11 protein-coding genes are annotated in these 13,142 nt (G+C 68.1%); 6 read left to right on the top strand and 5 right to left on the bottom strand.

Annotation, left to right across the window (positions count from 1 at the left end; all coding sequences use genetic code 11):
* Positions 1-448: 448 nt before the first annotated feature.
* Both AX730_RS05280 and AX730_RS05275 read left to right on the top strand, forming a co-directional pair.
* Complete coding sequence (locus AX730_RS05280; RefSeq protein WP_062353018.1) at positions 449-1,189, top strand: HAD family hydrolase; 741 nt, start codon at positions 449-451, stop codon at positions 1,187-1,189.
* Positions 1,186-2,559 carry a leucyl aminopeptidase family protein gene (locus AX730_RS05275; RefSeq protein ID WP_062353015.1) on the top strand — a complete coding sequence of 458 codons (1,374 nt, stop codon included), beginning with the start codon at positions 1,186-1,188 and terminating at the stop codon, positions 2,557-2,559. The genes AX730_RS05280 and AX730_RS05275 overlap by 4 nt, the downstream gene beginning before the upstream one ends.
* Here the strand turns inward: AX730_RS05275 and AX730_RS05270 are convergent.
* From AX730_RS05270 to AX730_RS05250, 5 genes are all read right to left on the bottom strand, one after another.
* Complete coding sequence (locus AX730_RS05270) at positions 2,544-4,256, bottom strand: diguanylate cyclase (protein ID WP_062353014.1); 1,713 nt, start codon at positions 4,254-4,256, stop codon at positions 2,544-2,546. The genes AX730_RS05275 and AX730_RS05270 overlap by 16 nt on opposite strands.
* A 104-nt stretch (positions 4,257-4,360) precedes the next feature.
* On the bottom strand, positions 4,361-4,963 hold the full coding sequence (locus AX730_RS05265; RefSeq protein ID WP_062353012.1) for a response regulator transcription factor: 603 nt from the start codon (positions 4,961-4,963) through the stop codon (positions 4,361-4,363).
* 161 nt (positions 4,964-5,124) lie between these two features.
* Positions 5,125-6,315 (bottom strand): sensor histidine kinase, encoded by a 1,191-nt coding sequence (locus AX730_RS05260; protein ID WP_083537734.1) that lies wholly within the window; start codon positions 6,313-6,315, stop codon positions 5,125-5,127.
* A gap of 28 nt (positions 6,316-6,343) precedes the next feature.
* Complete coding sequence (locus tag AX730_RS05255; RefSeq protein ID WP_062353008.1) at positions 6,344-7,102, bottom strand: ABC transporter permease; 759 nt, start codon at positions 7,100-7,102, stop codon at positions 6,344-6,346.
* Entirely contained in the window at positions 7,102-8,022 is a 921-nt protein-coding gene (locus AX730_RS05250) for an ABC transporter ATP-binding protein (protein WP_062353006.1), read from the bottom strand. The genes AX730_RS05255 and AX730_RS05250 overlap by 1 nt, the downstream gene beginning before the upstream one ends.
* A gap of 233 nt (positions 8,023-8,255) precedes the next feature.
* On the opposite strand from AX730_RS05250, the gene AX730_RS05245 reads away from it, so the two are divergent.
* The 4 genes from AX730_RS05245 to AX730_RS05230 all read left to right on the top strand — a co-directional run bounded on the left by AX730_RS05245 (position 8,256) and on the right by AX730_RS05230 (position 13,124).
* Positions 8,256-9,500, top strand: coding sequence for an efflux RND transporter periplasmic adaptor subunit (locus AX730_RS05245; protein ID WP_062353002.1), 1,245 nt, complete (start codon positions 8,256-8,258; stop codon positions 9,498-9,500).
* Between the two features lie 200 nt (positions 9,501-9,700).
* Positions 9,701-10,393, top strand: coding sequence for an ABC transporter ATP-binding protein (locus AX730_RS05240; RefSeq protein ID WP_062352999.1), 693 nt, complete (start codon positions 9,701-9,703; stop codon positions 10,391-10,393).
* Between the two features lie 12 nt (positions 10,394-10,405).
* On the top strand, positions 10,406-11,566 hold the full coding sequence (locus tag AX730_RS05235; RefSeq protein ID WP_062352996.1) for an ABC transporter permease: 1,161 nt from the start codon (positions 10,406-10,408) through the stop codon (positions 11,564-11,566).
* Positions 11,567-11,852: 286 nt separating this feature from the next.
* On the top strand, positions 11,853-13,124 hold the full coding sequence (locus tag AX730_RS05230; protein WP_062352993.1) for an ABC transporter permease: 1,272 nt from the start codon (positions 11,853-11,855) through the stop codon (positions 13,122-13,124).
* The last annotated feature ends 18 nt before the right edge of the window (positions 13,125-13,142 follow it).

The raw sequence follows: 13,142 nt of genomic DNA, 5'->3' as shown, positions 1-13,142 counted from the left end.
CCCCAGGCGGCACGCCCTGCGCTGCGCGCAGGGTCCGCGAGCGGTCCGGGAATTTTCGTAAGCCACATCCATGTGCCATACGAAAACGCCGTCATCCATGGCGGCGCCCTTCGGGTTGTACCCGGCCCACTCGCCGTGCCTCATGGGGGCCCAAGGCAGGAGCAAGAGCAAAGGCGCGCCTCGACCTTTCAGGCGTCGCTTCTGGGGCCCCTTAGGTCCGGCAGTCACGGCGGGTAAAACCCGAAGGGCGGCCCGCCGGGACTGCGAACCCGCCGCGCAGCGGCGGGCGGACCGACGGGGGGTGCTTCTTTTGCCTACTTTTCTTTGCACAGGCAAAGAAAAGTAGGGCCTCCGCGGCCAGCGGCGCCATACCAGCATGCTGGGAGCGCACCCCTGCTGACGGAACAGGGTGAAGGGACAACCCGCCCACTGGGTTAAAATCGCCCCGATGAGCTTCCCCGTCCGCGCCATCACCCTCGACCTCGACGACACCCTCTGGCCGTTCGCCCCCATCGGTGCACGCATCGAGCGCGTCCTCGACGACTGGCTGCGCGAGCACAGCCCCGCGACCGCCGCCATGTTCCCCGCCGAGCGCATGCGCGCCGTGCGCGAGCAGGTGTTCGCCGACAATCCGCAGTACATCCACGACCTCAGCCGCCTGCGCCGGATGACGCTGGAGCACGCCCTGCGCGAAAGCGGTGCCGACATGGCCCTGCTGGAACCGGCGTACGAAACCTTCTACGCCGCCCGCAACCAGGTCGAGTACTACCCGGATGCGCTGGCCGCGCTGGAGCGCATCGCCGCGCGGTTGCCGGTCGCCGCGGTGACCAACGGCAATGCCGACCTGCAGCGGATCGGCCTGGGCCACCTGTTCGTGCACCAGATCCATTCGCGCGAGCATGGGGCGGCGAAGCCGGAGGCCAGCATCTTCCACGCTGCCTGCGACCTCCTCGGCGTGGCGCCGGGCGACGTGCTGCACGTCGGCGACCACATCGAGATGGATGTCGTCGGTGCGATGCGCGCCGGCCTTCGCGGTTGCTGGATCAACCGCCCGGAAGACCACGACGGCCACCCGCGGGCCTGGCCGCACGCCGCGCTGCATCCCGACCTCGAGTTCACCACCCTCACCGCGCTGGCCGACTGGCTGGACGCCCATCCCGACTTCGCCACGGAACACGCCGCCGCATGAGCGCTGCCCTCGCCTACATCGATTCCTCCGCCAACGCGCGCCCGCTGCACGTACTGGATCGCACGCGGCTGGCCACGTGGCGCATGTCGCAGTCGCCGGCGGTCAATGCCTGGATCGACGCGCAGGGCTTCACCGCGTCGCCCGGTTCGCTGCTGCCGCTGCCGGGCGAGAACGGCTTGGCGGGTGCGGTGATCGGCATCGGCGACGCACTCGATCCGTATACCTACGCGCACGCGCCGTTCGGCCTGCCGGCCGGCGACTGGGAGATCGCGGGCGATCTCGCGGACGACGCGCGCATCGCACTGCAACTGGGCTGGGGCCTGGGCAGCTACAAGTTCGACCGCTACAAGCAGCCCGCGCGCAAGCCGGCGCGACTGGTGCTGCCGCAGGCCGATGCCGAGGCGCTCGACCTGCTCGACGCCAGCCTGCAGGTGCGCGACCTGGTCAACACGCCGACCGAGCACATGGGCCCGGATGACCTGGAAGCCGCGGTGCGCGACCTCGCCGCCACGCATGGCGCCGACGTGGACGTCATCGCCGGTGAAGCGTTGCTGGCGCAGAACTTCCCCGCCATCCACGCGGTCGGCCGCGCGTCGCACCGCGCACCGCGGCTGATCGCGCTGCGCTGGGGCGACGCCTCGCATCCGCACGTGGCGGTGGTCGGCAAGGGCGTCTGCTTCGATACCGGCGGCCTGGACATCAAGCCGGCCGACGGCATGCGCAACATGAAGAAGGACATGGGCGGCGCCGCGCATGCGATCGCGCTGGCGCGGCTGGTGATGGCGCGCGCGCTGCCGGTGCGACTGACGCTGCTGGTGCCGGCGGTGGAAAACAGCATCGGCCCGAATGCCTTCCGCCCCGGCGAAGTGATCGCCACCCGCAAGGGCGTCAGCGTCGAGATCGACAACACCGATGCCGAAGGCCGCATCATCCTGTGCGATGCGCTGACCTATGCCGGCGAACAGGCGCCCGAGCTGCTGCTCGACTTCGCCACGCTGACCGGCGCCGCGCGCATCGCGCTCGGCCCGGATCTGCCGGCGCTGTTCGCCAACGACGACGCGGTGGCCAACGATTGGATCGCCGCCGGCGAGCGCATGCGCGACCCGGTGTGGCGCATGCCGCTGTGGCGTCCGTACCTGCGCTACCTCACCAGCGGCATCGCCGACCTTGCCAACGCCGGTTCGCGCATGGCCGGTGCGGTCACCGCGGCGCTGTACCTCGAACGCTTCGTGCCGGACGGCATGAAGTGGGCGCACCTCGACGTGTACGCATGGAACGACAGCGACCGCGCCGGGCGCCCCGCCGGTGGCGAAGCGCTGGCGCTGCGCAGCGCCTACGCGATGTTGAAGGCGCGCTACGCCGCCGACTGATCGGCGACGACGTCCAGCGTCGCCGCTTCCACCCGGTTGCGGCCGGCATGCTTGGCGCGATAGAGCGCGGCGTCGGCATGGCGCATCAGGCTTTCGCCCAGGCCGCCATGCTGCGGGAACATCGCCATGCCGATCGACACCGTCACTGGCGGCAACTCCTGCCCCAGATGGGTCACGCGCATCGCTTCGACGCCGGCACGGATGGCTTCCGCACGCGCCTGCACGGTGATGGCATCGGCCTCGGGCAGGATCAGGGTGAATTCCTCGCCACCATACCGGCAGGCGATGTCCTCGTCGCGCGACAGCGCCTGCAGCAGCCGGCCGAACTCGGCCAGCAGCGCATCGCCGCCGGCATGCCCATGCAGGTCGTTGAAGCGCTTGAAGTGGTCAAGGTCCAGCATCATCAGGCCGAGCGGCATGCCGCGGCGCTCGCAGCGCGCCAGTTCGCGCGCCAGCGACTCTTCCAGGTAGCGGCGGTTGAACAGGCCCGTCAGCGGCTCGCGGATCGACTGCACGCGCAGGCGCGCCTGCAGGTCCAGGCTGGACAGCGCCATCGACAGCTGCTCGGCGGCGGTCTTCACCAGGTCGAGGCGCGCGAGGAAGCTGTCGTCGTGGCTGGACAGGTACAGCAGGCCCAGCTGGCTGCCCTGCGCGATCAACGGCACGCACGCGTAAGACGGCATCGCGCTGAGCGACGGCGTCGACACGTGGTTGCACGGCAGCAGCTCGTGGTGCGCGCGATGCACGTGCGGCTGGCCGCGGCGCAACCCCCAACAGTCCGGCAGCGGGAACATCGCCGGCCCGTTGATCGCATGCTCGCCCCAGTGCGCGACCTCCTCGGCGTAGTCCTGCGAGGCGCGCACCCGGTACAGCGTGCCGCCGGTCGAGGGCAGCAGGCGCGAGAAATACTGCGTGGCCAGGCCGACGGCTTCCTCGGCGCGCACGCAGCTTTGCAGCATGCCGCCGTAGCGGCTGAGTTCGTTGAGATCGGCGCCGTGCTGTTCCAGCGCGCGGATGTTGCTCATCAGCTCGCCGCGTGCGTCGTCGCCATCGGCTTCGGCACGTGCGCGATGGCGGATTTCCCCCAGCAGCCAGCCGTACACCACCGCGATGATGACCAGGCCCATCGGAATGCCGAGGATCGCCAGCGCGCGCAGCAGGTTGGCGCTGGTGCGGCTGGACTCCGCGCGCTGCACCAGCAGCACCTTCTCGTTGGCGACCAGCTGGCGCGCCTGCATGCGCAGGTTCGCCGACGTCCGCCGCACTTCCTGGCCGATCGAACGCTGCGCCGACACCAGGCCACCGGTGGCGTAGTTGCCCAGCGTGGCGTCCATCTGGCCGAGGCGGCGCTCGGTCTCCAGCTTCCACGCCAGCACCAGGCGGGCCTGCTCGGGGTTGTCGCGCACCAGCCGTTGCAGGTTGACGATCATGCCGGGCAGTTCGTCGCGGCTGCGCTGGTAGTCGGCGAGGTAGTTGACGTCGGCGGTGAGCAGGTAGCCGCGCTGCGCGGATTCGCCATCGCGCAGGTGCGCCTCGATGGCCCCCACCAGCGCGATCACTTCATTGGTGTGCGAGACGCGGTTGGCGTCGACGATGAAACGCTGCGCGCCCAGCACCACGCCGACGCCGACCGCGACGAAGATCAGCGCGGCGGCGAGCAGGCCGAGGCGGTTGGCGAGACGGCGACGCTGGGGCATTCCGTGTGGGGCGCGGCAATGGTGAAGTGAAGACTAGGTCGCGCTGTCCCGGGAGACAACCCGGCGCACACCGGAAGTGCCAACCACGACACATCCTGGCGGCGTTACAGCCACCCGCGCTGGCGCGCCAGCCGGTAGGCCTCGATGCGGTTGGCGACGCCGAGCTTGCCGATCGCTTCGGACAGGTAGTTGCGCACGGTGCCCTGCGAGAGGTTCAGCTGCTTGGCGATGTCGCCTGCCGACTGGCCCTCGCCCGCCAGCCGCAACACCTGGCGCTCACGGTCGTTGAGCGGATCGGCATCGGACCAGGCTTCCAGCGCGAGCTGCGGATCGATGGCGCGACCGCCGCGGTGCACCTTGCGCAACGCCTCGGCCAGGTCCTCGGCCGGCGCATCCTTCAACAGGTAGCCGGACACGCCGGCATCGAGCGCGCGCCGCAGGAAACCGCCGCGCGCGAACGTGGTGACGATGACGACCTTGCACGGCAGCGCGTGCCGCTGGATGCGCTGGGCGAGTTCCAGCCCACTCAGGCCCGGCATCTCGATATCGGTGACCAGCAGGTCGGGCTTCAACCGCTGCAGCTCGCGCCAGGCGGCTTCGCCATCGGGCGCACTGCCGGCCACCTCGATATCGGTCTCCATGCCCAGCAAGGCGGTCAACGCACCACGCACCATGGCCTGGTCTTCAGCAATCAGCACGCGGATCATCGGTACATCACGGTGGACAGGTCGGGTGACACGCTAGCAAATCGTGAGCGCTCCCGGGGGCTGTCGTGGGAGCGACGTCAGTCGCGATCGCACGAATGAATCGCCTACATTGCAGTTGGATATCGATACTGCCGACCCGTCCGACTTGGTCGATTCGCGACTTACGTCGCTCCCACAACGTCCTTGCTGGAAGCAATGGTTTCGCCTTCCCGCGACGGCAGCGGCAGCAAGACCTCCACGCAGGTGCCCTGCCGCAGCGTCGATTCGATGCGCAGGCGCCCGCCGCGAGATTCGACCCGCTCGCGCATGCCTGACAGTCCGTTGCCGGGCACGGCGGCACTGCCGACGCCGTTGTCGCGGATGCGCAATTGCACGTGGTCCGGGGTGCCTGTCAGCGACACCTCGGCGAGCGTCGCACGGGCGTGGCGCTGGATGTTCGTCACCGCTTCCCGCAGCGCCAGGGCCAGTACGGTTTCCAGATCCGGCGGCACCACCGCTTCCTGCGCGTCGTAGCGCAGCGTGATGCCATCCGATTCCAGCAGCAGCTTCGCCGATGCGAGTTCGGCCGCCAGTCCTGCCGCACGGATGCCGGTCACGGCGCGGCGCACCTGCGCCAGTGCGTCGCGGGCGACGCGGCTGACCTCGACGATCTCGTTGCGCGCGGCCTGCGGATCGCGGTCGATCAGGCGGCCGGCGAGATCGGACTTCAGCGCCACCAGCGACAGCGTGTGGCCGAGCAGGTCATGCAGGTCGCGGCCGATGCGCTCGCGTTCGGCCAGTGCGGCGAGGCGCCGGACCTCTTCATGCGAGAGCTTGAGTTCGGCACGCTTGCGCACCGTCTCCGACTGGAAATAGTTGCCGGTGAACACCGCCACCGAGATGATCGCGGTCAGCACCGGCACGAACACCGGGAAACCGAGCCACGCCGACAGGCCGTAGTAAGCGGACAGCAAGGCCACCAGCGCCACCAGCCGCACCCACAGCGCCCCTGGCAGCAGCGCGACGAACGCCGCCGCATAGATGATGTAGGTGTTGGAGAACGCATTGGACGACATCAGGCCACAGCCGAGCGCGGCGATGCCGAACGTGCACAGCACGCGCGTCATCGCGCTGCCGCGGTAGGCCAGGAAGTACATCGGCAGGAACACCACGATGGATGCCAGCGTCGGCCACAGGCGCCATTGCACGCTGTCGCCCCAGCCGCCGTTGGACGGCAACAGCAGCGGTGCGAACAGGAACAGCAGGTAGCCCAGCAGCAGGATCGGCATCCAGCCCAGGCCGAGCGCTTCGGGCACGAGCGCGTCGCGCAGGCGGGTGGGGCCACGCAGCAGCGGTGAGGAAGACAGTGTCATCGACGACTCCTTGTACCGGCGCACCGGCTCATTGCACCAGCCGGCGGCGGGCCAGGGTGAAGAACACGCCGGTGATCGCGGCGAGTACGCCCAGATGCAGCCACGCCGATCCGCCGGCATCGACGCCGACGATCTTCTGCGCAAGCTGCGCCAGATGATACGCCGGCCACACCGGCGCCATGGACTGCAGCACCGGGGGCAGCATCGCCAGCGGCACCCACAGGCCCGACAGGAACGCCATCGGCAGGTAGACCAGGTTGATCAGGGCAGGCGCACCACTGCCGCTGACCAGCGTGCCCAGCCACAGCCCGAGCGCACTGAACGGCAACACGCCCAGCAAGCAGGTCGTGGAGAGCAGCAGCCATTGCATCGGCGCCAGCCGCACGCCGGCCACGCCGGCCGCCAACGCGCCGAGCAGCAGCAGGATGATCGCGGCGAACAGCATCGCCATCGCCATCTTGGCGACGAGGTACGCACCGGGCGGCATCGGCTGCGCGCGCTTGAGCGTCAGCAGTCCCTGCTCGCGATCCATCGCGACCGTCACGCCGAAGCCGAACAGCGCCACGCCGACCACACCGAACACGCCGTAGCCGGCCAGCATGTACGACGCGACGGCCGGCCCGCCCTTGCCACCCAGCAGCACGCCGAACAGCAGGTAGAACACCGGCGGGAACAACAGGCACGGCAGCGAGAACGACGGCGTGCGCAGCAGGCGCAGGAATTCGTAGCGCGCCTCGAGCACATAGGCGCGCGTGGAGGAGAACGGAACGGTGGCGGTCGTTTCCATCAGGCGGCTTCCTTCTGCGCGGCGTCGCGGGTGAGGGCGAGGAAAGCATCGGCCAGTCCGGCGCGCTGCACTTCCAGGTCGGACAGGCTGGCGTCTTCGGCCAGCAGGCGACGCACGATGGGCTCGGCGGCTTCGACCACGATCTCCAGCCGCTCGCCGTCGTGCTGCGCCAGTTGCACGCCGGGCCAGTCCTGCACCAGCGCGACCGGCAGCTGGCTGTTGCAGCGGATGCGGCGTTGCGCCACCCGCGCGCGGATCTGCGCCACCGTGCCTTCGGCGACCGCGCGGCCATGGTTGACCACCACGACGCGATCGGCGAGCGCCTCGGCTTCCTCCAGGTAATGCGTGGTCAGCAGCACCGCGCAGCCCTGCGCGCTCAGCTCGCGGATCGCCCTCCACAGCATCTGCCGCGCATCGATGTCCAGCCCGGTGGTGGGTTCGTCGAGGAACAGCAGCTCCGGACGGCCACAGACCGCCAGCGCGAATTGCACGCGCCGCTGCTGGCCACCGGACAGCCGGCCGTAACGGCGCTCCATCAGGCCATCGAGACCGGCCAGCGCGACCAGGTCGGCGACGCTGCGCGGCTGCGGGTAGTAGGCGCGCGTCAGGTCGATCAGCTCGCGCACCTTCAGCGTGTCGGGCACGGCGGCGCTCTGCAGCATCACCCCGGCGCGGCGGCGCGCGTGCAATGACTGCGGCGGCAGGCCGAACAGTTCGACCGTCCCGGCATCGGCACGCTGCAGGCCCAGCAACAGGCTGACCGCGGTGGTCTTGCCCGCGCCGTTCGGCCCGAGCAGCGCGAGCACCTGTCCGGCGGACAGCGCCAGGTCCAGGCCGTCCAGCGCGAGGGTCTTGCCATAGTGATGGCGCACGCCGCGCAGGCGGGCCAATGGTGCGGAGGTGAGGCTTGCCACGTTCATGCGACGGTCTCGTCGGAGGGTGAAGCCATCCTGCGCGCCCACGAATCGTGTGATGAGTGCGGGCTCTCAGGCGAATCAGGTGACAGGTGTCACTGGGATGCGGACCGCCGCCGGCGCAGGATGCGCCCCGTGGAAGGCCTTGGCCGACCGCTCCCGCAGGAAGTGACTTCCGGCAACTGGGCTTCCGTTACCCTTGCTGGTCACACTTCCCCGCATTCACCGTCTGGATACGCATGAATACGTCTGCCGACCTGCTGAAGGAACTCCGCATCGACCGCAAGGCGCCACCGCCGGCCCCGCCGTCGCGTCGTGGCCTGTGGATCACGCTGGGCGTGGTCGTCGTGCTGCTGGGGCTGGCCGCCGCGGCATGGGCGCTGCTCGGGCGCGAGAAGCCGCTCGAAGTGCGTACCGCGCCGACGGTCGCGCTGGGCGGGGGCAGTGCGGCCGCCTCCGTGCTGGATGCGTCCGGCTATGTGGTGGCCCGGCGCATGGCGACGGTGTCGTCGAAGGTCACCGGCAAGGTGCAGGAAGTGCTGATCGAGGAAGGCATGCGCGTCGAGGCTGGCCAGGTCCTGGCGCGGCTGGAGCCGATCAACGCCGATGCCGACCGTGCGCTGGCACAGAGCCAGCTGCTGGCCGCGCGCAGCCAGACCGGCGGCGTGCGCGCGCAACTGGTGGAAGCCGAGGCGAATGGACGCCGGCTGTCGTCGCTGGTCGCCCAGCAACTGGTGTCGAAGGCGCAGTACGACCAGGCCGTCGCCCAGCGCGACCTGTTGCGTGCGCAGCTGCTGACCGCGCAGCGCAACGAACGCTCGGCCGCCGACCGCCTGACGATCGCCGACATCGGCCTGGACAACACCATCGTGCGCGCCCCGTTCGCCGGCGTCGTCATCGCCAAGGCCGCGCAACCCGGTGAAATCGTCTCGCCGCTGTCGGCCGGTGGCGGCTTCACCCGTACCGGCATCGGCACCATCGTCGACATGGAATCGCTGGAAGTGGAAGTGGAGGTCAACGAGTCCTTCATCGGCCGCGTGCAGCCGAAGATGCCGATCCAGGCCACGTTGAACGCGTATCCTGACTGGCAGATTCCCGGCGAGGTCATCGCCATCATCCCGACCGCCGACCGCAGCAAGGCGACGGTCAAGGTCCGCGTGGCGCTGAACGTGAAGGATCCGCGCATCGTGCCGGACATGGGCGTGCGCGTGAGCTTCCTGGAGGCCGCCAAGCCGCAGCAGGCCGAGCAGCCCAAGGGCGTGCGCGTGCCCGGCGCCGGCGTGGTCGAACGGGAGGGCGCGCAGGTAGCTTTCGTGGTCGGCGACGACGACACCGTGCAGCAGCGCGGCCTGAAGGTCGCCGGCAAGCTGGGCGACGATGTCCACGTCACCGAAGGCCTCGAGGCGGGCGAGACGGTCGTGCTCGATCCGCCTGCCGAACTGAAGGACGGCGCCAAGGTCGTGCTGGCCGAAGACGCCGAGTGAATCATCGGCTCATCGCGTGAGGATCTTCCTCATGCGGCGAACCACCTGACACATCGGCGCCGCCCCACCGGCGCCTGCAGATCCCGGGCGATGCCATCCGTCGTCCTGAAGGACGGACCGTGTCCATCGCGGACGGGATCCGCCCGGCTTGAACCGCCGCATCGCCGTTCGCCTTCCCGCCTCCAACAAGGACCTTGCCGATGTCTTCCCTGGTTTCCATCCGCAACCTCACCAAGACCTACCAGCGCGGCCCCGAGAAGGTGCAGGTGCTGCACGGCATCGACCTGGACATCCCGCACGGCGACTTCGTCGCAATGATGGGGCCGTCCGGCTCCGGCAAGACCACGCTGCTCAACCTGATCGGCGGACTCGATACGCCCAGCGGCGGCGAGATCGAGATCGAAGGCCAGCGCATCGACCAGATGAATGACGGTCAGCTCGCGCACTGGCGCAGCTCGCACGTCGGCTTCGTGTTCCAGTTCTACAACCTGATGCCCACGCTGACCGCACAGCGCAATGTCGAACTTCCGCTGCTGCTGACCAAGCTCGGTGGCGCGCAGCGCAAGCGAAATGCGGAGATCGCCTTGCAGCTGGTCGGCCTGGCCGACCGCAAGTCGCACCGCCCCAACGAACTGTCCGGCGGCCAGCAGCAGCGCGTGGCGATCGCGCGCGCCATCGTGTCCGACCCGACCTTCCTGATCTGCGACGAGCCGACCGGCGACCTCGACCGTCATTCGGCCGAGGAGATCCTCAACCTGCTGCAGATGCTCAACAAGGAACACGGCAAGACCATCATCATGGTCACCCACGATCCGAAGGCGGCCGAATACGCCACCCACACCATCCACCTGGACAAGGGCGAGCTGGCCGACGCCCCGGCCGGCGCGCACTGACCGGAGGCGGCCATGAAATATTTCTCGCTGATATGGTCGGCGCTGTTCCGCAGCAAGACGCGGACGTTCCTGACCCTGCTGTCGGTAATCGCGGCCTTCCTGCTGTTCGGCCTGCTCGACTCGGTGCGCGTCGCGTTCAACTCCGGCGGCAGCGTGGCCGGCGCGGACCGCCTGGTCGTCGCCTCGCGGCTTTCGATCACGCAGATGCTGCCGTACAGCCTGGCGGCCCGCATCGATGCGACGCCGGGCGTGAAGAAGAGCGCCTACGCCGCCTGGTTCGGTGGCATCTACAAGGACCCGAAGAACTTCTTCCCGAACTTCTCGGTCGGTCCCGGCTACATGGAGATGTACCCGGAATACGTCATCGACCCTGCGCAACTGAAGGCGTGGGAAGCCGACCGCACCGGCGCCATCGTCGGCGAGAACCTGGCCAGGCGTTTCGGCTGGAAGGTCGGCGACACCATCCCGCTGCAGGCGACGATCTTCCCGCAGAAGGACGGCAGCAATGCGTGGCCACTGACGCTGCGCGGCACGTTCAAACTGTCCGACAGCAAGCGCAAGGGTGAAGAGAACCAGCTGCTGTTCCACTGGAAGTACTTCGACGAAGCCAACCAGTACGTCAACGGTCAGATCGGCTGGTACATGGTGAAGCTGGACAACGTGAGCCATGCCACCCGCGTCGCGAAAGCGATCGATGCGATCTCGGCCAACTCCGCGCACGAGACCAAGACGCAGACCGAGCAGGCCTTCAACCAGTCCTTCGCCAAGCAGTTCGCCGACATCGGCCTGATCGTCACCGCGATCATGGCGGCGGTGTTCTTCACCCTGCTGCTGCTGACCGGCAACACCATGGCGCAGGCGGTACGCGAGCGTGTCCCCGAACTCGCCGTGCTGAAGACGCTCGGCTTCACCAACGGCACGGTGCTCGTGCTGGTGCTGGTGGAATCGGTGCTGCTGATCGTGCTGGGCGGCGTGCTGGGCATGGCGATCGCCTCTTTGATCATTCCAACGTTGAGTCAAGCGAGTAACGGCGCGATCGCTCTTCCCAACATCCCGAGCCAGACCTGGGCGCTTGGACTCTCGCTGATGCTGGTGATTGGCGTGGTAGTAGGTGCCCTGCCCGCCACGCGCGCCATGCGCTTGAAAATTGTCGACGCACTGGCCGGGCGCTGAGGAGAAGAAACCCATGAAATCAATTCTTAGCACCATCCTCACCGCGATCCGCTGGACAATCGCACTACTCTTAACTGCCGGACCGTTCATAGCGGAACTGGTTTTTCTCAGGAAGGTCACGCATATGCTGGCGTACCCTCTGTTTTTCCTCGTAGTTCTTGCAACATTGGCGCTGCTGGCGCCCCGGGCATTGGAGGCGTTTTCGAAATGGACCGAACGGGATGGCTTCCTGCCATCGCTGCTGCGGAACGTATCCTCTTCCTGGCTATTTTTCACACTGATCTCAATGCTGGTTTTCTTGTTTTTTGACACCAGTACGTTTGCGCTCATCACCCTGATTTCGCTATTGAGCCTGATCGCTCTCTGGCTGCTCCTTACCCGACAGGGAAAGAATGCAATCGAGATCGCGAAGATCGGCATCGCCAGCCTGCCGCAGCGCTGGGGCGCGTCGTCAGTGATCGTGGTGGGCATCGCCGGCGTGGTCGGGGTGCTGGTGGCGATGCTGGCGATGGGTGAAGGCTTTTCGGCCACGCTCAAGCAGACCGGCGGCCAAGACACCGCCATCGTGCTGCGCGGCGGTTCGCAGGCGGAAACCAATTCCGTGATCAGCCGCGATCAGGTACCGCTGATCTCCACACTGGCCGGCGTCGCCAAGGGCAAGGACGGTCGCGCGCTGCTGTCGCCGGAGCTGTCGCAGATCGTCAACCTGCCGACGGCCAGCACGGGCGAGGACGCCAATGCGCAGTTCCGTGGCGTCAGCGAGGCCGCGTGGTCGATCCGTCCGCAGGTGAAACTGACCAAAGGGCGCAAGTTCAATGTCGGCGTGCGCGAGATCGTGGTCGGCCAGGGCGCGAAAGGCCAGTACCGCGGCCTCGATGTCGGCAAGACGTTGAAACTGGGCAACCAGGAGTGGACGGTCGTCGGCGTGTTCGCGTCCGGTGACGCGCACGACTCGGAGCTGTGGACTGACATCGATACGCTGTCGTCGGCCTACGACCGCCGCGCCTACCAGTCGGTCACCGTGCGCACCGAAGGCAAGGCAGGCTTCGACCGGTTCAAGCAGGCGATGGAGAACGACCCGCGCCTGAAGCTGGACGTGCTGACCACGAGCGATTACTACACCAAGCAATCGACACAGCTAACCGGGCTGATCAGGTGGCTTGGAATGGTGATCGGCACCATCATGGCGATCGGCGCGGTGTTCGGTGCGCTCAATACCATGTACGCCGCCGTCGCCGGACGTGCGCGCGAGATCGCCACGATGCGGGCGATCGGCTTCCGCGGCCTGCCGGTGGTGATGGCGGTGATGCTGGAGACGATGCTGCTGGCGCTGCTGGGCGGGCTGCTGGGCGGGTTGATCGCCTGGGTGGTGTTCAACGGCTATAGCGTCGCCACGCTGGGCAGCAACTTCAGCCAGGTGGTGTTCCAGTTCAAGGTCACGCCGGAGCTGCTGTGGAGCGGACTGAAGTGGGCGCTCGGCATCGGCCTGGTCGGCGGGCTGTTCCCCGCGTTGCGGGCCGCGCGCCTGCCGATCACGCAGGCACTTCGCGCGATCTGATGGACCAATGAGGGTGTC

Source organism: Pseudoxanthomonas mexicana (genome assembly GCF_001556105.1).
Lineage (GTDB): Bacteria > Pseudomonadota > Gammaproteobacteria > Xanthomonadales > Xanthomonadaceae > Pseudoxanthomonas_A > Pseudoxanthomonas_A mexicana_A.
The sequence above is the reverse complement of the archived record's forward strand: the minus strand, read 5'-3'. Positions and strand labels throughout refer to the sequence as shown.

What these genes read in the sequence shown, in the direction of transcription:
- AX730_RS05270 (WP_062353014.1), bottom strand. Translation starts at nt 4,256, where the DNA reads ATGCCCCAGCGTCGCCGTCTCGCCAACCGCCTCGGCCTGCTCGCCGCC.
- AX730_RS05260 (WP_083537734.1), bottom strand. Translation starts at nt 6,315, where the DNA reads ATGACACTGTCTTCCTCACCGCTGCTGCGTGGCCCCACCCGCCTGCGC.
- AX730_RS05245 (WP_062353002.1), top strand. Translation starts at nt 8,256, where the DNA reads ATGAATACGTCTGCCGACCTGCTGAAGGAACTCCGCATCGACCGCAAG.
- AX730_RS05250 (WP_062353006.1), bottom strand. Translation starts at nt 8,022, where the DNA reads ATGAACGTGGCAAGCCTCACCTCCGCACCATTGGCCCGCCTGCGCGGC.
- AX730_RS05230 (WP_062352993.1), top strand. Translation starts at nt 11,853, where the DNA reads ATGCTGGTTTTCTTGTTTTTTGACACCAGTACGTTTGCGCTCATCACC.
- AX730_RS05275 (WP_062353015.1), top strand. Translation starts at nt 1,186, where the DNA reads ATGAGCGCTGCCCTCGCCTACATCGATTCCTCCGCCAACGCGCGCCCG.
- AX730_RS05255 (WP_062353008.1), bottom strand. Translation starts at nt 7,102, where the DNA reads ATGGAAACGACCGCCACCGTTCCGTTCTCCTCCACGCGCGCCTATGTG.
- AX730_RS05280 (WP_062353018.1), top strand. Translation starts at nt 449, where the DNA reads ATGAGCTTCCCCGTCCGCGCCATCACCCTCGACCTCGACGACACCCTC.
- AX730_RS05235 (WP_062352996.1), top strand. Translation starts at nt 10,406, where the DNA reads ATGAAATATTTCTCGCTGATATGGTCGGCGCTGTTCCGCAGCAAGACG.
- AX730_RS05265 (WP_062353012.1), bottom strand. Translation starts at nt 4,963, where the DNA reads ATGATCCGCGTGCTGATTGCTGAAGACCAGGCCATGGTGCGTGGTGCG.
- AX730_RS05240 (WP_062352999.1), top strand. Translation starts at nt 9,701, where the DNA reads ATGTCTTCCCTGGTTTCCATCCGCAACCTCACCAAGACCTACCAGCGC.